The 19644-nt window shown below is 57.2% G+C and carries 19 protein-coding genes and 3 pseudogenes; 11 read left to right on the top strand and 11 right to left on the bottom strand.

What is annotated here, in order from left to right; genetic code table 11:
- Positions 1–264 precede the first annotated feature (264 nt).
- Positions 265–498: pseudogene (locus tag CKW20_RS15245) on the top strand (transposase domain-containing protein); the annotation flags it as partial.
- Here the strand turns inward: CKW20_RS15245 and CKW20_RS15240 are convergent.
- Together CKW20_RS15240 and CKW20_RS15235 are read right to left on the bottom strand one after the other, a co-directional pair.
- A pseudogene (locus CKW20_RS15240) lies at positions 460–828 on the bottom strand (IS21 family transposase); the annotation flags it as partial. The pseudogenes CKW20_RS15245 and CKW20_RS15240 sit on opposite strands and share 39 nt — an antisense overlap.
- Positions 829–1064: 236 nt before the next feature.
- On the bottom strand, positions 1065–1607 hold the full coding sequence (locus tag CKW20_RS15235) for a DinB family protein (RefSeq protein WP_095053640.1): 543 nt from the start codon (positions 1605–1607) through the stop codon (positions 1065–1067).
- 300 nt (positions 1608–1907) lie between these two features.
- Between CKW20_RS15235 and CKW20_RS15230 the strand changes: the two genes are divergently transcribed.
- Positions 1908–2483, top strand: a complete 576-nt coding sequence (locus CKW20_RS15230) for a hypothetical protein (RefSeq protein WP_095053639.1) — start codon at positions 1908–1910, stop codon at positions 2481–2483.
- Positions 2484–2547: 64 nt separating this feature from the next.
- On the opposite strand, the gene CKW20_RS15225 is transcribed toward CKW20_RS15230, so the two are convergent.
- From CKW20_RS15225 to CKW20_RS15200, 5 genes and pseudogenes are all read right to left on the bottom strand, one after another.
- Positions 2548–2730 (bottom strand): hypothetical protein, encoded by a 183-nt coding sequence (locus CKW20_RS15225; protein ID WP_095053664.1) that lies wholly within the window; start codon positions 2728–2730, stop codon positions 2548–2550.
- Positions 2731–2906: 176 nt separating this feature from the next.
- Positions 2907–3191 (bottom strand): hypothetical protein, encoded by a 285-nt coding sequence (locus tag CKW20_RS15220; RefSeq protein ID WP_095053638.1) that lies wholly within the window; start codon positions 3189–3191, stop codon positions 2907–2909.
- A 457-nt stretch (positions 3192–3648) separates the two neighbouring features.
- Positions 3649–4155 carry an AAA family ATPase gene (locus tag CKW20_RS15210; RefSeq protein WP_095053636.1) on the bottom strand — a complete coding sequence of 169 codons (507 nt, stop codon included), beginning with the start codon at positions 4153–4155 and terminating at the stop codon, positions 3649–3651.
- Between the two features lie 22 nt (positions 4156–4177).
- A pseudogene (locus CKW20_RS15205) lies at positions 4178–4408 on the bottom strand (transposase domain-containing protein); the annotation flags it as partial.
- 16 nt (positions 4409–4424) lie between these two features.
- Complete coding sequence (locus tag CKW20_RS15200) at positions 4425–5354, bottom strand: LysR family transcriptional regulator (protein WP_095053635.1); 930 nt, start codon at positions 5352–5354, stop codon at positions 4425–4427.
- 126 nt (positions 5355–5480) lie between these two features.
- On the opposite strand from CKW20_RS15200, the gene lysA reads away from it, so the two are divergent.
- Positions 5481–6719 (top strand): diaminopimelate decarboxylase, encoded by a 1239-nt coding sequence (gene lysA, locus CKW20_RS15195; protein ID WP_095053634.1) that lies wholly within the window; start codon positions 5481–5483, stop codon positions 6717–6719.
- A 157-nt stretch (positions 6720–6876) separates the two neighbouring features.
- Here lysA and CKW20_RS15190 read toward each other — a convergent pair whose 3' ends face one another.
- The 3 genes from CKW20_RS15190 to CKW20_RS15180 form a co-directional block, all read right to left on the bottom strand.
- A complete protein-coding gene (locus tag CKW20_RS15190) occupies positions 6877–8142 on the bottom strand; it encodes an MFS transporter (RefSeq protein ID WP_095053633.1) in 1266 nt (421 codons plus the stop codon).
- A gap of 51 nt (positions 8143–8193) precedes the next feature.
- Entirely contained in the window at positions 8194–9264 is a 1071-nt protein-coding gene (locus CKW20_RS15185; RefSeq protein ID WP_095053632.1) for a sugar phosphate isomerase/epimerase, read from the bottom strand.
- Positions 9265–9376: 112 nt separating this feature from the next.
- The gene (locus CKW20_RS15180) at positions 9377–10885 is read right to left on the bottom strand and encodes a PLP-dependent aminotransferase family protein (protein WP_095053631.1); all 1509 of its coding nucleotides are present in this window, start codon (positions 10883–10885) and stop codon (positions 9377–9379) included.
- Positions 10886–11119: 234 nt separating this feature from the next.
- On the opposite strand from CKW20_RS15180, the gene CKW20_RS15175 reads away from it, so the two are divergent.
- From CKW20_RS15175 to CKW20_RS15135, 8 genes are all read left to right on the top strand, one after another.
- Positions 11120–12100, top strand: a complete 981-nt coding sequence (locus CKW20_RS15175; RefSeq protein WP_095053630.1) for a quinone oxidoreductase — start codon at positions 11120–11122, stop codon at positions 12098–12100.
- A 14-nt stretch (positions 12101–12114) separates the two neighbouring features.
- Positions 12115–12963, top strand: coding sequence for a TauD/TfdA family dioxygenase (locus CKW20_RS15170; RefSeq protein WP_095053629.1), 849 nt, complete (start codon positions 12115–12117; stop codon positions 12961–12963).
- An 87-nt stretch (positions 12964–13050) separates the two neighbouring features.
- Complete coding sequence (locus CKW20_RS15165) at positions 13051–14103, top strand: 3-keto-5-aminohexanoate cleavage protein (protein WP_038980143.1); 1053 nt, start codon at positions 13051–13053, stop codon at positions 14101–14103.
- Positions 14104–14195: 92 nt separating this feature from the next.
- The gene (locus tag CKW20_RS15160; RefSeq protein WP_095053628.1) at positions 14196–15527 is read left to right on the top strand and encodes an MFS transporter; all 1332 of its coding nucleotides are present in this window, start codon (positions 14196–14198) and stop codon (positions 15525–15527) included.
- On the top strand, positions 15524–16186 hold the full coding sequence (locus CKW20_RS15155; RefSeq protein WP_095053627.1) for a DsbA family oxidoreductase: 663 nt from the start codon (positions 15524–15526) through the stop codon (positions 16184–16186). Before CKW20_RS15160 ends, CKW20_RS15155 begins: the two co-directional genes overlap by 4 nt.
- Entirely contained in the window at positions 16183–16509 is a 327-nt protein-coding gene (locus tag CKW20_RS15150) for a Rieske 2Fe-2S domain-containing protein (RefSeq protein ID WP_095053626.1), read from the top strand. The genes CKW20_RS15155 and CKW20_RS15150 overlap by 4 nt, the downstream gene beginning before the upstream one ends.
- A complete protein-coding gene (locus tag CKW20_RS15145) occupies positions 16506–17516 on the top strand; it encodes a YeiH family protein (protein WP_095053625.1) in 1011 nt (336 codons plus the stop codon). The genes CKW20_RS15150 and CKW20_RS15145 overlap by 4 nt, the downstream gene beginning before the upstream one ends.
- Before the next feature lie 381 nt (positions 17517–17897).
- Positions 17898–18071 (top strand): VOC family protein, encoded by a 174-nt coding sequence (locus tag CKW20_RS15135; RefSeq protein WP_371857431.1) that lies wholly within the window; start codon positions 17898–17900, stop codon positions 18069–18071.
- Between the two features lie 302 nt (positions 18072–18373).
- Here CKW20_RS15135 and solA read toward each other — a convergent pair whose 3' ends face one another.
- On the bottom strand, positions 18374–19549 hold the full coding sequence (gene solA / locus CKW20_RS15130) for an N-methyl-L-tryptophan oxidase (protein WP_095053624.1): 1176 nt from the start codon (positions 19547–19549) through the stop codon (positions 18374–18376).
- Between the last annotated feature and the right edge of the window lie 95 nt (positions 19550–19644).

The raw sequence follows: 19644 nt of genomic DNA, 5'->3' as shown, positions 1-19644 counted from the left end.
TTGTTACTTTCAAGGAAAACTCTATCGAGTCTCAGGCACCTTGATAGTGAGACAGCGCTATCTTTGTGCGGTGAAGTACTCGCCAAAGGAGGGTGCGCTGCCATCTGATTTTTTGTCTGTAGCCGTTACCGCTCACCCAAAGTCCGGGGCCAGCCGTTAGAGGGCGCTACCTTAGTGCCTGACTTTTCGTTTGGCAAGCCGCTGGATCTCTTGGGGGTTATGCCGAGATAAGGGGTAAATTCGCTCATTTGGGCTGCAGCAGGGCCGTGGGCACTTGGACGCTCGAACTGGTTGTTCGCCGGGGCGCTACGCAGCGGTAAGCGGGCAGCTGCGATCATGAGCTTGATCCAGTCAGCCCGCCTGAATCGGCATGATTCTTACGCGTATCTCAAAGATGTGCTGACGCGCCTGCCGACGCAGCGAGCGAGTGAGATCGATCAACTGCTGCCACAGCATTGGGTCGCCGAGTGCAAAGGTCAGCGGTACGAAGGCCCGTAAAGACTTGCCTTGCTCGCCGCGCCACGAGCGTATGAAGGAGGTGAGCTGGCTGTAGCCACCCCCGTACCCCTCGGCCTTGATCTGTTCGAAGAGTGCTTTGGCACTCCTGCGGTTGTGCTTTGCCCGAAACGAATCGGCCTTGAGCGCCTGCTCCAGCGTCGCGTGAAATGGACTGAGTTTGTTGAAGGTTGCGCACCGTTGGTACGCCGGCTGAGTGGCTTCGGGCGCTCTGACCCATTTTCGAATGGCGTTTCTCGACAGCCCGGTACGCTTGGCTATCTGATGCAGCGACAGCTTGTCGCGGAAGTTCATCCGCCGAATTTTTCCCATCATTTCCATGCTGATCACCCTGTGTTCTCCTGCCCGGAAATTGAGCAGAAGCAGTTGAACACCTGGGGCAGTTTTCAGTCGGCAGAACAGCCTTTACTGGGTCAGTTTTCGGTCAGCGGCAACACGCCGATGACCTTGAGTCGAGCGAGAAGCTCTTGCACTCACCACTGACCCATCTTGTTGTCAGGCCCATTGATCAAGCTTTCGACGGGCTCCAGTCGAATGTTGGGTGTTTGCTAAGTGCCGGACTCGGATGGAATCAAAACGACTAGATCCGTATCGCCTACGCCGACACCCGCCTGCGAAAGCAGAGTTGTAACTTGGCCGCGATGATGGGTCTGATGGTTAAAGAAATGCATGATCAGGCTGTAAAAATCCTTATCGAACACTACACCCTTCATGTTTGCATAATTGAGGGGACCATCCAGATCGGACTCCGTAATGGATTGCGCCCATTGGATGATTATTCGATCGAGCCATTCTCGATACGCTGAGAGCTCTCGAAGATTAGAGAACAACAATTGATCGAGGCTTTTCGGATCAGGAAGCTGCCTCACCGCCGCCAGTGCAAAGTGGTTCGTCGGGTGCTGGGCGAATCGCTTCAGCCAGATCGTATCTCCGACCGCTAAGTGGTTTAGGGTCCCGAGAATAGAGCCAAAAAAAGCTTTCCTATCCGCCGAGAGCTCTTCATCGGACAAGCCCCTGGCTGCTTCATAGACCTTGGCGCTCATCCACTCGTTATAGGTTGCCATCAGACAGATATGGCTAGTGCGGCTCATCGTGTTCATCCTATGAGTGGGGATTTTGATAAGCGATCCTCGCTCATCTAAAGCCCAGTCTAGTGCTGGGCTTTGGTATTTCTGGTGGGCAGTATAAAGCCTGGGCGGGGCGAGCTAGATTTTAGTAGAGACGGCATCGTCAGCTCGGCAAGCACCGGGCTACGGAATCCGCGAGAGCGGGCGCTTCCGGATGGATGGTTGAATGTGTAACTTGTTGATACAAATATGAATCTGTATCATTTAGTTTCATATCAAGGGTGCGAGGGAGTGCATTGCCCATATAAAAATAAGGTCAAGGTAATGCTCAAAATGCTACTCGTGTATGGTCATCTGATTGCCACCTGTATTGCTCTGGGGAGGGTGTTACAGGCTGATCAAAAGCTATGGAGCTGGCGCAAGGACGTGTTGGGGCAGGTACAGCGTGAATATCTCGAGGAGACTCAAAAAATTGTCATGCTTGCGCTATTGGCTCTTTGGGGAAGTGGCTTGCTGCTGGTGCTCCAGGGTTACCTCGATGAGGGGAGCGCATATCTGCTCAATCAAAAGCTCTGGGCCAAGGTGAGTGTTGTCACGCTGCTTAGCCTGAATGGTGCTTTGTTGCATCGGATTGGTTTCCCGCTGCTGCAGAAGGCGCCCTTTGTCTCGTTACGTACCTCCGGCCGCACTCGCCTCGCTCTTTTGGGGGCTCTCTCTATGAGCGGCTGGTTATTTGCTGCTTTCCTGGGGGTAGCTCGAGCGTGGAACAACGTGCTGCCCTACTTACATGTGATGGGGGCTTTTGCCGTGTTCTCGTTGCTTGCTTGTGTAGTGGCGCTGATAGTCGCCAGTGCAGCAGGCGCCAGGGGGGATGAATGGTCACGTACCGGCAGCCAGTGAAGCCTGGTTATGCCGGACATTGATACGTGAACAATGTGCCGCCCGCTAAGGCGGCACAGGTGGATCAAGAGGTTGAGTATTCGAGATACAGCCTTTCGAGAGCCTCTTGGTACTTATCTCCCTTTAACGTTTTTTTCAGCACGGTCAGGGCTTCGAGCGCTGAAGCCGCAGCCAGCGCCTCGTTTTCTCCCCGGTAGGCGGCGCGCAGTCTTGCTGCTGCAATTATCGATTCTTCAGTCGTTGGCATGTGATTGCCCTCGAAGGATTGAATCTCACTGATAGTCGCAACCTTCAACGATTTCAAGGTAAGCGGCTGTAACGTCGTAAGCGTCTGCCAAAGTCACCTTGCGTAAACTAGGCAGACGCTTACCTGGCATAGGCATTACATGCCAATCTGACGCGCAACATCGTCGTTTTATAGATTTAATTCCGCTGGAAACGCCATTTTTCGTTCACCAGATCCTTGCCCTCAATATGCATAGTGCCGGTGAAGGTTTGGCCGGAAAATATGACATTTTCGCCGCTCACCTCGTAGGTACCGCTGGCTCCGGTGGCAAATGAGAAAGTCTCCTTTCCGAGCGTGACTTTGATGCCTTTAACTGGTCCTTCCGTGGTGGTGTAAGTGCCTTCAATTGACTTGCCGCAGGCAACGAGGAAGGTTGCAGCCAGCAGTACTGCTGTTGGTCGGAGGTATGAGCGAATGTTCATAAATCTTCAAGATCCTTTTGGATGATACCGTGTTCCGTAGCTAAACAGATTCATCGGTCAGCGTACGCATTGCGTGATTTTTAGCCGTCTGCGTCGGTAAATTAAGCGATGAGATAGAGTTTTTTCAGGGTGGCTGCCAAGGATAGCCCCGCTTGCAGTGCTAAGCCAGACTGAGGAAGCCGTGGCTGCCTCAGTCGACTTGCCCGTTCGGAGCCCCAGTGGTTTGGTGGCTCGTTTCGGTTTGCTCATCTGTGGTAGCCCCGGCACTCAGCTGGTCGAGCAAGTCTTTTGCGAGGCCTCTAGATCTCAACGTTTGGCGAGTGACCATCAGAGGTAGCTCTTGAGGGGACTCATCATCCCCGTCGAGGAAAATAGGCTCTTGCAGATTACCAATTTCGTTCATTCCAATGTAAGCGTCTGCTAATCACACCTTGCGACCTTGGGCTTTTAGCTGGCGCTACTCCTTGGATAAAAATCGTTCGGTGATCATCGCCACCGCCTGCGCCGGAGACGTCAGGGCTGTGTCTATATTAAACGGAGCGCTTTCCCACGCCTCGTATTCATGATCCAGTACAGACTGCCAGGTTGGTGGAGTCAGCCCAGGAATATCAATCTTTCTGGTTTCTACCCGGCGCTGGTGTTCATGTTTATCAGAGCAGATCACTTGGATGTTCACTAATGGAGCACCAGAGCGTGTGGCGATATCGCTCCACGCCTTTCGGCTTTCGATTACTGGGTTAACACAGTCAACTATGACCGTGCTGCCAAAACGAAGATTGCTCAGAGCAAGCTCATTGGCGACCATGTAACCGCTCCGCCCTACGTCTTGTGCAAGAGCACCGGAGTCTCGAATAGCCTGCTCAATCGTATCGATCCGCAGATACACGGCACTTGTTCTGGTGGCAAGGTCACTTGCGATAGTCGTTTTTCCGGTACCTGGAAGGCCGCTGAAGACAATGAGCATTCTATGTCCTTAGGTTAGTGAGTTAACCCAGTTTAGGTGGCTGCCAGTTATGCGGCAGCAACTGGTCGATTTCACTCGCCCGCTGTGTCGGCAGCCGCGTGAGAACATCCTTCAAAAAAGCATACGGATCATGCCCATTCAACCGCGCAGACTGGATCAAACTCATGATCGCCGCTGCCCGTTTGCCGCTGCGTAGCGACCCTGCGAAGAGCCAGTTCTTGCGACCCAACGCCCATGGTCGGATCTGGTTCTCGGACGGATACGTAACGTCATTCTTTAACTCGTACTAATCTCTTGTCGAGCGTATTGGCGAGACACATTGCTTCATCGCTCAACGACTTGCAAAAGGCGTCGACGAAGCTAGAGGAGGGGCGATAATCGGGCCGGATCAACATAACGCGATAGGGAATGGACACGTTGATCTGCCGAATGGCCAATCCTCTGCCTGACTCATCCACTGCGGTCAACGGGTTGATAATCGCCACCCCCAACTGTTGTCTGACCATGGCACAGACCGATGCAGCATTGGTGGTTTCGATGACGGTGTGCCGATTGACTCCGGCCTGACGAAAGTGTTCATCAAGGGTTTGACGATAGATGTCCAGACCCGAAAAGTTGATGAAATCGACGCCGCGAAAGTCTTCCATTACCAGGAGCGACCGGGATAGCAAAGGATGGCCCTCCGGTAGAATGCAGACCATGTCGGAACAAAAGAGCAATTCCCCTTGAGTACCTCGTGGTACATGCTCGCCCTCGGTCAATCCGAGGTCGTAACGCTGGGCGCTGAGAGACTCTTCCAGTAAGGGTGATTCCTGTGCCGCAATGCTCAAGCCTATGCCGCTATGCTGTTGTTGAAAGTGCTTACAGACCTTGGGCAACAGCGTCTGGGAAAACAACGGAAGGCAGGCGACGCTCAGTTGGCCATGTTCGAAGCGACGGATCGACTGTGCAACGCTGTTGATTCGTTCCAACCCGATGTAGGAGTGTTCAACCTCTTCGAGCAGCATAATGGCCTGAGCCGTCGGTACCAGCCTCCCTCCCTCTCGATCAAACAGCCTAAGGCCAGAGATACTTTCAAGCCGCGCCAGTTCCCGGCTGACCGTCGGTTGGGAAGTAAATAGCAAGCGGGCCGCTCCGGTAACACTCCCCGCCTGCATGATGGCGCGGAAGACTTCGATATGCCGTATGGAAATTCCCACCCCGGGCCTCCGTCAATTGAGCAATCCCCATATCAAAACTGAATCGACCCACAAAGAATAGATATTTTATTGAATGCTGGGCGATCGACATGATGGTTTCTCTCTTTACCTCAGATTGAATACCGCATGCCCAACCATTCCGCTTTCCAGCAATTAGCCGAAACTGCAAAACAGCACGGGACCCCGCTCTGGTGTTATGACGCCCAGACCATCAGGGCACGCGTCGACCAACTGCAAGGCTTCGATGTCATTCGATACGCGCAAAAAGCCTGCTCCAATCTGCATATTCTCCGTTTGATCCGTGAACAAGGCGTGCGGGTCGATGCCGTATCATTGGGGGAAATCGAGCGTGCGTTGCTCGCTGGATACAGTCCTGCCGGTGACCCGGCGGGCATTGTTCTGACCTGTGATCTGTTCGATGAAGCGACATTGCGACGGGTCGTCGAACTGAACATCGAGGTCAATACCGGCTCGATTGACATGCTCCGTCAATTGGGCAAAGCGTCTGCGGGCCATCGCGTCTGGCTGCGGATCAACCCAGGGTTTGGCCACGGTCATAGCCGCAAGACCAATACCGGCGGTGAAAACAGCAAGCATGGAATCTGGCATGACCAGGTTCAGGAAGCGCTCGGCGTGATTCGGCAATTCGGGCTGAAACTGGTGGGATTACACATGCATATTGGTTCAGGTGTGGATTACGCGCACCTTGAGCAAGTGGCCTGTGCAATGGTCTCGGCCGTGAGGGCACTTGACCACGATATCGAAGCATTCTCCATAGGTGGGGGGCTTTCCACGCCTTATCGTGTTGGGGATGAGCCGGTGGATATCCAGCGTTATGCGAACGCATGGCGCCAGGCCAAACAGGACATCGAGGCTTTTCTCGCTCACCCGGTACGGATGGAGATCGAGCCCGGTCGATTCCTGGTAGCCGAGTCAGGCTATTTGGTTACCGAAGTCCGCGCAGTAAAAAAAGTCGGTAGCCGAAACTTCATCCTGGTGAACGCCGGCTTCAATGACCTGATGCGGCCAGCCCTCTATGGCGCCTATCACCAAATGACCTTGCTGGACTCCCAGGGTGTCCCGGTCAGTCGTCCGAAGCACCTCTGTGTAGTGGGAGGCCCCCTGTGCGAATCCGGCGATATTTTTACGCAGGATGAACAGGGTGTCACACCCCGTTTGCTACCTGAAGCGCAGGTTGGCGACTTGCTGATCATGCACGATACCGGCGCGTACGGCGCCTCCATGTCATCCAATTACAACAGCCGCACACTGTTGCCGGAAGTATTGATCGAGCAAGGGCAAGCTAAATTGATTCGACGCCCGCAACCATTGTCTGACTTGTTGGCCTTGGAATTGGGGCTTTAAGTGATTCCTGCCACGATATCGTCGGTGATGTCGAATCTATGACAGCTACTACACCTATTACCTCGATTTGGCATAAAGCGTCTTCCTGATTAGACGGGCACCGCAACTCTTCCAGGAGAGGCATTACGCACGCCTCTCCTGGTTGCCAAGGCAATATTCAGCTTTGCACCGCGCTAACCGCACCGGTTACCGTGGATTTATTCTGAACGGTCCTATACAGCAGGCTGGACACCATGAATCCAATAATCGCCAACAGGCTCATCAAGCTGAAGACATAGTTGTAGCCTTGCTGACCCGGGAAATGGTCGAGGATGGCGCCGTAGATGACGTAAGCGAACATGCCCGGTGCGTAGCCGATCAGGCAGCCGATACCGAACGCTGAACCGGTGATGTGCGAAGGGATGCCGACTTCACCCATGGGCGCCCAGAACACGCCGCGCATGGAAAATACAATCAGCGCGAAGGACAATGTGGCTGCCATGCCCGCATAGATAAAACTCGGGCTTTTCGGGATCAGCATGATCACGCCCATCAGCGGCAGCAAGGCCAGGAATGCCCACTTCAGGTAGCGGCTGGTGCTCTTGAATTGCTTGTCGGCAATGAAACCACCGGCGGGGCCACCGAGGATCTTGAGGAAGTACTGATTGATGATGCCGTAGGCGCCCACCAGTGCCACGGGCAGTCCGTACATTTCCTTGAGGTAGGGAATGAAATAGGTCAGGCCACAGTAGACGATGTAGACCATGAACACGTTGAGGCTGACCAGCCAGATACCCGGCACCTTGATGGCTTCGAACAGATTCGCCAATCCGTTCTTCGGCTTGTCGGTCGACAGCGCGCTGCCGCCCTTGAGCAGGAACCAGGTCAGGGTTCCGGCAAGAATGTCGATGACCGAGTAGAAGAGGATTGCCGATTTCAGCCCGGTTTCACCGGAGCCCATGGCGACGAATACGCCCAGCGCCGAAAAAGCCACAAGCGTGTCAATGACGCCACGCCCACCTTCCAACAGTCCAAACAACCGACCCTGTTCCTGGTCGTCGCCCAGGTTGCGGATGGCCTTGAGCAGCGATGGCCAGAAGAAGCAGTCGGCACAGACGGCCAACAGGCTGAACACGATCAGCAGATTGCTGAAAGGCGGAAAGGTCGCCAGATACAGCCCCAGGCCACCGGTACCAATCAGACCGATGGGGATCAGTTTGCGTGTGTCGTAGCGGTCCGCCAGAAGACCACCGACGACAAACAGCGCGGTGGCGACAATGGCGTTGGCGCTCAACAGCAAGCCGATTTCGGTATGGGTTAATCCCATGAACTCTTGCATGGGCACATAGAAGGCGTCCTTGAGGCTCGACAGCTTGTAGATGGTGCCACCACCGAGGATGAGAATCAGGAATCTGAGCCATTTGGCCTTGTCACGAGTTGTCATTATTGTTCTCCAGGCGTGTTCGGGTAAGCAGTGTTGGTTGTCGCGTCAGGTTCAGGCGTTTTCGCGGTTGTTCAGGGTCAACTCGGCCAGAGTTCGGAACTCGGCCAGCAGGCCTCGCACATAGGCGACCTGGTTGTTCGCCCAGCGGTGTTCGTCGGCGAGCATTCGTTCGAGCGAGTAGCCGTCCGGGAGTGGCGTGTCACTCATTTCCCGGTACGCAATGAATGGATCGGCAGCCTCAGAGGTCTGGCGGAACGCCGGGGCGATGTAGTGGTTTTCCTGCTCAAGAATGAACGCGATCACTTGCGGGGTTGAGTCGCCGAGCATCAACAGTTCGAACAGCATGCGGGCGCTTGGCAGATCGTCTTCGTCGCTGCCCTGCAGCACGCCGTAATGACCGAAGCCGTTTTGCTCGGGGACGATGCGCACACCCTTGAGGTGGGTCTGGCGTATGTGCGGCGCCAGGGTCCGCAGCGCCGGTAGTGGCTGTTCGCAGGCGTTGATCATGTTGCCGAAGTCGAACAAGGCATGCAGCCGTGGGTGGTTTAGCCGGTTCAGCAGTTGCGCGATCTCGCCGCTCTTGAGTTCTTCATGCTGCTCGAAGTCGAAGTACAGATCGTGCTTGTCGGCCTGCTGCGCAAGGTAATGCAGATCGGATTCAATGACGTCCATGACCCTCGACAACGCGCCCTCGTAGCGTGAGTAAACGCGGATGTTGCGCACACCCAGCGCCTTGGCAATGGCGATCACTTGATCGACATCTTTTTTCAGCGTGCTGCTGATTTCCAGATGCACATCCAGTGCGAGCGTATTGGCCTTGTCGGCAAACGCTTGCAACTGAGCGGGTGTCATTTGACTCAGGCTGTTTTCCTCGCCGTCCAGCAAGTGCAGGCTCAGACCTTGCAACTCGTGGCGATAGGCGAAATCCAGCAGATCGGCCGGCGTGACACGGCCATGGGTGAGGTTGGTCAGCAAGGGATAAGCATGAGCAAACATGCGCATCTGCCCAAGGCGGTCGAGCAGTTGACGGGCCAGTGCTTCAGTCAGTAGCGGAGGCGTTCCGGCCTCGGCAGCCTTGTGGCTGAGCAAGGCATTGAATCGCTCTTGGATCTTATTGTTCATTCGAGTCGTTCCTGGTTCAGACGCCGGGTCTACCGGCGCAGCCTTTATCGCGCCAGTCAGGAACTCTCGATAGATCCATTATCAGTTAAATCATAAGACCACTTGCCTTGCTTCAAGTGGCCTGCTGCAGGTACCCCATTTTGCTCAAGGCCCGGGCCAGCGCTTCGACACGCTCCTTGGCCTGGTCCTCAGGCGTGCCGGCAAATCCGATGAGCAGGGCTGGTGGCAGGACATGCTCAAGGCAGTAATCGCTCAAGGCATAAGTGTGGATGTTGTGCCGGGCCAGTTCCCTGGCGATGGCGTCGTCATCAAGCGTGGGTGGCAGCCAGGCGATCAGGTGCATGCCGGCTTCCACCGGGGTGATGTTGAAGAAGCCGCCCAGCTGTTGCTGAAGTTGCTCGACCAATGCTTGCTGGCGAGCCTGGTACAGCGCACGCATGCGGCGGATGTGCCCGAGGAAGTGGCCTTCGCGCATGAAGTCCGCCGTCGTCGCCTGGAGAAGCGTGGGCGGGCTGCGATCCATCACCGCGCGCAGGGTACAGAAGGCTTCGATCAGGGCTTGCGGCAATATCACATAGCCCAGTCTGAGTGAGGGGAAGAGGACTTTGCTGAAGGTGCCGACGTAGATCACTCGAGCCATCCGGTCCATGGCATAGAGCGCCGGGAGGAGGCGGCCGCTGTAGCGCAACTCACTGTCGCAATCGTCCTCGATGATCCAGCTCTGATACTGCGCGGCCCAATCGATAAGTGCCTGGCGCCGCGCATAACTCATGGTCACGCCCAAGGGATGCTGGCGAGACGGCGTGGTAAACACCAGGCGGGCGTCAGGGCACCGAGCCAGGCCTTGCTGGATATCGATCCCCTGTTCGTCGATACGCAACGGGACCACCAGACCACCCTGAGCCTGGAGCGCGATTCGCGCCGCGATATGCCCCGGATCCTCCATCCATACGCTGTCCTGTGGATTGAGCAAGAGCATGCCCAGCAGGTTAAAGGCTTGCTGGGCGCCGGAAACGATGACCACCTGCTCGGCACTGCAGTCGATTCCACGGGCATCAAAGACGTATTCAGCAATCGCCTTGCGCAGGGCCAGCAATCCTTGCAGCTCGCCATAGCCGAGCATGGCCTTGGTTGGCTTGTGCAGGTGGCGATTCATCAGACGTTTCCAGACAGCTTGCGGGAACGCGTCGTAAGCGCTGTGGCTGGGCAGGAATGAGGTTGGGCTCCCGGCGGCCCAGCCGGAATAGGAAACACCTTGGAAATGACTGCTGCGCAGCGACAACATGGACTGGCTCAGGTCGGACAGGCGCGGTGGCTGGCGCTGCTGCTCTTCGTCGGCCATCCCTCGACGCTCCCACTCATCGCCGACATAGGTGCCCGCCCCGGTGCGCGAGGCCAGGAAACCCTCCGCAATCAGCTGATCGAATGCATTGAGGATGGTGATCCGCGACAGCGCCAGCTCTTTGCTCAGGGTCCGCGTCGATGGCAGGCGCACGCCCCCTTGCATTTTTCCGCTGAGAATCTGTTTGCGAATCTGCAAATAGAGTTGGCGGTACAGGGGGATGGCGCTGGCACGGTCCAGCTCGATAGCCGACAGCAGCAAACCTGCAGGGGATTTCATTACATGCTCGTCTGGAGGGAGGGTGGTTTGACCTGGAACACCATGTACCGATATGCGCAGGGTATCGAGAGGCACTGGATAAGTCATCCACCGCAGGCAGTGATGCAACGCGCACTGTCATCAAATGAAAAGCCATTGTCGTCTGATGAGAAGCGACTCACCAGACGGCGTCCTACAGTCCAATCAGCGCAATTCGACGCAGCACGCCCAACTGAGACTGGAGAATAAGAAAAAATGGCCAAAGCCGTACGCTTCTACGAAACCGGTGGTCCCGAAGTCCTTCGATATGAAGAGGTTGAAGTTGGAGATCCCGGGCCAGGTCAGGTTCGTCTTCGTCATGTGGCGGTCGGCCTGAACTATGCCGACACCTACTTTCGCAATGGCACTTATCCGATCCCGATGCCCAACGGCATGGGGGTTGAAGCTTCCGGTGTGGTCCAGGCCATCGGCGAGGGGGTTACCAATGTACGCGTGGGTGATCGCGTCACCTACACCGGTTTTCTCAATACATTGGGTGCCTACAGCACCGAGCGTCTGATCCCGGCCGCGCCGCTGATCAAACTGCCGGAAACCATCAGTTTCGAAACCGCCGCGGCCATGACCATGCGCGGCTTGACGTCCTCGTACCTGATGCGGCGCATTTACGACTTCAAGGCCGGCGACAGCATTCTGCTGCACGCCGCCGCCGGTGGCGTGGGCCTGATCGTTTCGCAGTGGGCCAAGCTGCTCGGCCTGAACGTCATTGGCACCGTGTCCACCGAGGCAAAGGGTGAAATTGCCCTGGCCCATGGCTGCGAGCATGTCATCAATTACAGCCATGAAGACGTCGCCCAGCGCGTTCGCGAATTGACCGATGGCGTGGGTGTTAATGTGGTGTTCGACAGTGTCGGCAAGAACACCTTCATGGGCTCGCTGGATTCGCTCAAGCGTCGTGGCCTGATGGTCTGTGTCGGCACGGCGTCTGGCCCGATCCCGGCCTTCGATCCGGTGATGCTGGCGATGAAAGGCTCGTTGTTCCTGACCCGTCCGGCCCTGGCCGATTACATCGCCGATCCGGCGGAAAAAGCCGCCTTGGCCGGCGAACTGTTCGACCACGTCGGCAGCGGTCGGATCAAGATCGAGATCAACCAGCACTATGCTTTGCAGGATGCCGTCCAGGCCCATCGCGACCTGGAATCACGCAAAACCACGGGCTCATCGATTTTCGTCATTTAAGGGAGTCGTCTGCCATGAAAGTCGAACAATTGACCTGCAGCATTGGCGCGGAGCTGGTGGGCGTCAACCTCGCCGACGCGGTGCATGACGACGGTCTTTTTGCCGAGATTCGTGCTCAGTTGCTCAAGCATCGGGTGGTGTTCCTGCGTGATCAGGACATCACGCGCGCTGAACATGTGGCCTTCGCCCGCCGCTTTGGCGAACTGGAAGATCATCCGGTGGCCGGCAGTGATCCGGATCATCCAGGGCTGGTGCGCATCTACAAGCGGCCGGACCAGCCGGCCGACCGCTATGAAAACTCCTGGCACAGCGACGCGACCTGGCGCGAGGCGCCGCCGATGGGTTGCGTGCTGCGCTGCGTAGAGTGCCCGCCGGTGGGCGGCGACACCATGTGGGCCAACATGGTCGAGGCTTATGCGCGCTTGCCGGAAGACGTGAAGTTGAAAATCGCTGACCTGCGTGCCCGCCACAGCATCGAAGCGAGTTTCGGTGCCGCCATGCCGATCGAAAAGCGTCTGGCGCTCAAGGCAATGTACCCGGACGCCGAGCACCCGGTGGTGCGCACCCATCCGGAAACCGGCGAAAAGGTGCTGTTCGTCAACGCCTTCACTACGCACTTGAGCAACTACCACACACCCGAGCGGGTGCGCTTCGGTCAGGACGCCAATCCTGGTGCGAGCGATCTGCTGCGCTACCTGATCAGCCAGGCCTACATCCCCGAGTATCAGGTGCGCTGGCGCTGGAAACCCAACAGCATCGCCATCTGGGACAACCGCAGTACCCAGCACTACGCCGTCATGGATTACTCGCCGTGCCATCGCAAGATGGAACGCGCCGGCATCATCGGCGACAAGACTTACTGATCGACCGCCGCTGCATTCGCACTCGTAAACACGCCTGCCCGGCACGATCCAGGGTGGGCGGAACAATCATAAGAATAGGAGTAACTCATGCAATTCTTCGACGATTCCCTGCACCCGGAAAACATGGAGAAAGTGGTCATTACCGTGGCCCCGTATGGCCCCGAGTGGATGCCGGAAGATTTTCCCGAAGACATCCCGCTGACCATGGATGAGCAGGTACAAAAAGCGGTCGATTGTTATGAGGCAGGTGCCACAGTCCTGCACCTGCACGTGCGTGAATTGGACGGCAAGGGTTCCAAGCGTCTGTCCAAGTTCAACGAGTTGATCGCCGGTGTGCGTGAAGCTGTGCCGGACATGATCATCCAGGTCGGTGGTTCGATTTCATTCGCCCCCGAAAGCGATGGTGAAGCGGCCAAGTGGCTGTCTGACGATACTCGCCACATGCTGGCCGAACTGACACCAAAACCGGATCAGGTCACGGTGGCCATCAACACCACCCAGATGAACATCATGGAGCTGTTGTATCCGGAGTATCTGGAAGGCACGTCCCTGGCCAATCCTGCCTATCAGGCGGCCTACAGCGAGATGACCGTACCGGCCGGCCCGGCGTGGGTCGCCGAGCACCTCAAACGCCTGATGGACAACGGCATCCAGCCGCACTTCCAACTGACCGGCATGCATGCCATGGAAACCCTTGAGCGCCTGGTGCGCAAGGGAGTGTACAAGGGACCGCTGAACCTGACCTGGATTGGTATCGGCGGCGGTTTCGATGGCCCCAATCCGTTCAACTTCTTCAACTTCATCCACCGCGCGCCAGACGGTTGCACCCTGACCTCCGAGTCGCTGCTGAAAAACGTCATGCCGTTCAACACCATGTCGATGGCCATGGGTATGCACCCGCGTGTGGGCAATGAAGACACTATCATTGATCACAAGGGCGATCGTTTCGGCTCAGTTGCGCAGATCAAGCAAACCGTACGCATCGCCCATGAACTGGGTCGCGAAATCGCCACGGGTAAAGAAGCCCGCGAGATCTACCGCATCGGTGTGCAGTACCAGAGCATCGAAGAAACCCTGTTGGCCAATGGCATGGCCCCCAACCGCAAGGCCGGGCAGAAAGGTGTGCCGCAACGCGGCTGATCGGCAGACGACGCGGGAGGTCAATGGCCTCCCGCTCGCTGCACTGCAACACGCTTGATAACAACAATAAAACGAAGCTTTGAGGAGGCTGCATGGCCTTTCACCCAATCGCCGCAGACGATGATGACTGCAGTGGCGTCGGCGTTGCGCGCAAGTATGCCTGGATCGTCTTTGCACTGACGTTCGGCTTGTTGATTTCCGATTACATGTCGCGCCAGGTGCTGAACGCGGTGTTCCCGATGCTCAAGGGCGAGTGGGCCCTGAGCGACGGTCAGCTCGGCCTGCTCAGTGGCATTGTCGCCCTGATGGTGGGGCTGCTGACAATTCCCCTGTCATTGCTGGCGGATCGTTTCGGCCGGGTCAAGAGCCTGGCGCTGATGGCGTTGCTGTGGAGTCTGGCGACGCTGGGCTGCGCATTGGCGCAGGACTACCAGCAGATGTTCATTGCACGGTTCATGGTTGGCGTCGGCGAAGCGGCGTACGGCAGCGTCGGCATCGCGGTGGTGATTTCGGTGTTTCCCAAACACCTGCGTGCAACCCTGGCCAGTGCGTTCATGGCGGGCGGCATGTTCGGTTCGGTATTAGGTATGGCGCTGGGCGGGGCAATCGCCGCCAAGCTTGGCTGGCGCTGGTCGTTTGCCGGCATGGCGCTGTTTGGCCTGGTGCTGGCGGTGCTTTACCCGATCATCGTCAAGGAAGCACGCATTGCGCCGCAACGTGCCACTCAAGCGGCGAACAAAGCGACTGCCGCGGTCAAGCGGCCGTTGCGTACGCTGTTTTCCAGCCGCTCGGTGATCGCTGCCTACATCGGCAGTGGCTTGCAACTGTTCGTCGGTGGCACCGTGATTGTGTGGATGCCCAGTTACCTCAATCGTTATTACGACATGGTCACGGACAAGGCGGGCGGCGTCGCGGCGATCATCGTGCTGTGCAGCGGTGCGGGAATGATCCTGTGCGGCATGCTCAGCGATCGACTGTGTCGCCATTCGCCGGAGCGCAAAGTCGCTTTGGCCATCGCCTATTGCCTGGGCAGTTGTCTGCTGTTATCGGCGGCGTTCGCCCTGCCGGCAGGGCCTGTGCAATTGCTGCTGATCTGCCTGGGCATGTTGATTGCCGCCGGCACGACCGGCCCTTGCGGCGCCATGGTTGCCAACCTGACCCATTACTCTGTGCATGGCACGGCCTTCGCCACGCTGACCCTGGCCAACAACATGCTGGGGCTGGCGCCTGGGCCGTTCATTACCGGCAGGGTGTCCGATGTGATCGGCTTGCATGCTGCTTTTCAACTGGTGCCACTGGTCAGCATCGCGGCAGCGTCCGTGTTCTTTTATGCCAGGTGTCATTACCACAAAGATATTGCCCGCCTTCAGGGGCAGAGCCTTCCTGACCCCGTCAGCGAAGCCGGGTTAGAGGTGAAGTTGTGAGTCATCGTTTACGTATTGATGTGTTTTTCGATTTCATCTGCCCCTGGTGCCTGATCGGCAAACGCCAATTGGAGCATGCGCAGGTACAGTTTCGCAGTCGCCAACCGGATGTGCAGATCACCACGGTGTGGCATGGCGTGCAATTGCTGCCACAGTTGCCGGTAGAAGGTGAACCTTTCGCCGATTTCTATCGCCAGCGTCTGGGCAATGCCGACGCTGTGGTCATGCGGCAGGCTCAGGTGCAGCAGGCCGCCAAGGCAGTGGGGGTGTCCATCGACTTCAGTCGCATAACCACCATGCCCAATACCGCAGACGCCCATCGGCTGTTCGAGCGTGTCAGCGTACTGGGCAATCCTGCCCGGCGTGACGCCTTGCTCGAGCGTCTGTTCGCCGCTTATTTCCAGAAGGGCGAAGACCTCGGTTGCCGTGAAACCTTGCTTGCCATTGCCCGGTCCTGCGGCATTGATGCAGAAACGGTAGCCGACTGCCTGAAGGGCGACGCCAGTCCCTTTGACGGATTCCCCGGCGCCGCCAGTGGTGTACCGTGTTTTCAGTTCGACCGTCGGATGACGGTGGTGGGCGCGCAGCCTGCCGAAGCGCTACTGAAGGCCATGAGCGACGCCTTGAAAGAAAGTGCTCGTGAGCGTCAGCCGGCATGACTCGGCGCATTCCCGTACCCGCTGGCAAACACCCGCAGGCCGGTGGTCGTGCGCTGTTCGAGTTCGATGGCAAAAGCCTGGCGTTATTCAACGTCGAAGGTGACTTGTTCGCCATCGACGACAGCTGCCCCCATCAGGGCGCTTCGCTGTGTGGCGGGCGCCTTGAGGGGCGGGTGATTCAGTGCTGCGCCCATGGCCTGCGCTTCGATCTGCGCAGCGGTTACTTGCTCAATTCAACCCAGCTCAAAGTCGCCAACTACCCGGTCGAGATCATCGACGGCCAGGCATTCATCGTCATCGTCCCCGAGGAGTCCGCGCCATGAGCGCCATCGCTCTTACCCGTATCCACAGCCGAACGCGTGAACTGGCGCCAGGTTTTGTCGTCAGTCTGATCGTGGCGGCGGCCGCGTCCTTTTTGTCCGAGCATTACGGCGCACCGGTGATGCTGTTTGCCTTGCTGTTGGGCATGGCGCTCAACTTTTTGGCCGGTGATGGCGTCTGCAAGGCCGGCATCGAGTTCACTGCACGCACCGTGTTGCGCATTGGTGTGGCGCTGCTGGGCATGCGCATCACCCTCGAACAGATGGTGGCGCTGGGCTGGAAGCCTGTGGCCCTGGTGGTGCTTGTGGTGGTGGTGACGATCGGCGTTTCGGTGATCGCGGCCAAGGCGCTGGGATTCCAGCGTTTGTTCGGCATGCTCACCGGTGGGGCCACCGCGATTTGTGGTGCGTCGGCCGCGTTGGCGCTGGCGGCGGCATTGCCGAACCATCCGCAGAAAGAACGCGCGACGTTATTCACGGTGATCGGGGTGTCGGCGCTGTCGACCCTGGCGATGATCGTGTACCCGATGATTGCCAATTGGCTGTCGTTGTCGCCGCAAGTGGCGGGCGTGTTCCTCGGCGCCACCATCCACGATGTCGCCCAGGTGGTCGGTGCCGGTTACAGCATGTCCACCGAGACCGGCGATACGGCCACAGTGGTCAAGCTGATGCGGGTTGCCATGTTGCTGCCGGTGATCGTCTGCGCCGCGATGATTACCCGCATGCAGGGAGCCGACCCGACCGGCAAACGACCGCCGCTGCTGCCATGGTTCGCCGTCGGGTTTCTGATTCTGGCCTGTATCAACAGCACCGGCTGGATAGCCCCGGTGGTGCAGGGATCGGTCAATGAATTGTCGCGCTGGTGCCTGGTGGTTTCCATCAGCGCCTTGGGCATGAAGACCCAGCTCAAGGAACTGGCGGCGGTGGGCATCAAGCCGATCCTGCTGATGGTGGGGGAGACAGTGTTCCTCGTCGTGCTGGTGCTGCTGTTGCTGCGTTGGGGAATGTAGGTACACAAACTTGTGGCGAGGGAGCAAGCTCCCTCGCCACGGGACTCCTCGGCCGGTGTCTCAAACACCGGTTCTTTTGCGGCGACTGTACCAGCAGTCGCCGCTTTTTTATGGGGCCTATAAAGAGCGCTGTGCGGGTAAATTCCAGGCATGCGCCGCAACGGTCATCTCCTATCACAAGCAGTGCATCACTCGTGCTGGATTTACTGTGAAAATAGCGTTCTAGGTTTGGCTCCTGGTTGAGATCAGGCGCTCCCAATTCCAAGGTCAAAGCCCCTCCTGGGAAATTCGAAGGTGCAGTGATCTTGTTACGAAGCTTTACGAACTCACGTCGCAGAAATTCATTCCCCGTGGCTACGCGCGACACCAGGTAACGGGTCGATGGTTGCGTTCGAAGCCCAAACGCGGGCGCAGGTTGATAACTTCTACGCGATCGCTATGGCTAACGGGGGATCAGACGAAGGCGCACCAGGGCTGCGTCCTCATTATTACGGTGCTTACATCAGAGATCCCGACGGCAACAAGATATGTTGCGTATGTCACAGCGCTGACTGACCTTCGACTTCTGGTTGCCGACTCAGCGGGTTCTGAGTCACGCAAGGTGACTTGGGCAGACGCTTACCACAGGCTGGGGTCCAAAACCACTTATCGCTGTGGACATTTTTCGCGTTGAAAACGGGCAGCTTGTTGAGCATTGGGATGTGATGCAGGAAGAGGTTCTCGCCAAAGACGCCGTTAGTGGTAACTCGATGTTCTGACTTGGCAACCTGATACGCGGCGCAGGGGTGACTGACCGTTACCTACTATCGCGTCGATGTCACCATCCTGACGCCGTCGCCTGAGGCGATGGCGTCCATCTATGCAAGTGGCACCTCAAACCGCTTCAGCGAAAACGCGGATAGATCCAGATCACTTCTGCCATGTATGCACCATTGAGCCAGTGCTTCACCCAAAGCTGCGGAATGTTTGAAACCGTGGCCGGAGCAGGCAGACACCACTAAAGTGTTTTTCAGGGTCGGATGCTCATCAATGATGAAGTTGCTATCCGGAGTCACGGTGTAGGGACATACCGCCGATTTGACCACCCGTGAAGTCACGCCTGTGATTTTTCCCCTGACTTGAGTATTGAACATTTCACGTTCTTCGGCGGCGGAGACAGTTCTATCCAATGTGCTGGGCGTTGATTCTTCAATGTACTGCTCTGTGGCAATTTTTAGGCTGCCTTCGCCAGGTAACGGTGGGAAGCCGTAATTCATGTCGTCTTCAGTTTGCCCATGCCGGAGGATGAAGGTCGGCGAAGCCTCGGCAAACTTTGCGCCTTCTTCCAGCTCGAACCAGAACAACTTCTGTCGACAGACCCGGAGTAATCGGTCGAAGGGCGCCCCCAATAACTCGCGTGACCACATACCGGCACTGACTACTACCTTGTCAGCGAGAATCGTGCGCTGGTCAGTGGTGATGGTCACGCCTTTTTGGTCTGAGGCGAGGCCCATAACGATTTCACCTTTGAGCAGCGTCGCTCCGTGTTGTTCGGCGAGATTGAGCTGTATGGCAATGCACCGCTCAGGCCGAAGGTAGCCACCACTGGGTTCGAAGTAACCGATAGCGTTGTCTAGCACTGTAGAAAATTGCGGGAAGCGTTGACGAATTTGCTCAGCCGACAGTACTTCGTGCTCAATCGCATTGGCTTGCGCTAGCCCTATCGTGCGTTGGGTGAAGTCGTTTTTGCCATCGAGGGCATCGCGGGGGTTGGAGCTGAACACCAGCACGCCACACTGTTCAAACAACGACTCACCGGACAGTGCTTCGAGGTCTCGCCAGAGCGCGTGGGAGCGGCGGACGATAGGCAAATATTGGGCACCTTCACCGACCGAAAGTCGGGTAATCCGCGTATCGCCATGACTTGAGCCTAAGGTGTGGGGTGGGTGATGCCGGTCTATGCCAATCACCTTAACCCCGGTTTTCGCCAATTGATAAACAGTCGCGGCGCCCATCGCACCCAATCCGAGAACTGCTACTTCGCACCGCTCCATCGACGTGTCTTCCTTGAAAATGGGTTAGCTCTTTATGAAAGCATCCTGCCCCAAGAGGCGCTGGATTGTAAGCGTCCGGCCGACACACCTTCCAA

Origin of the sequence: Pseudomonas sp. Irchel s3b2 (genome assembly GCF_900187445.1) — a bacterium.
Classification (GTDB): Bacteria; Pseudomonadota; Gammaproteobacteria; order Pseudomonadales; family Pseudomonadaceae; genus Aquipseudomonas.
This window is presented reverse-complemented; position numbering and strand designations above follow the sequence as displayed.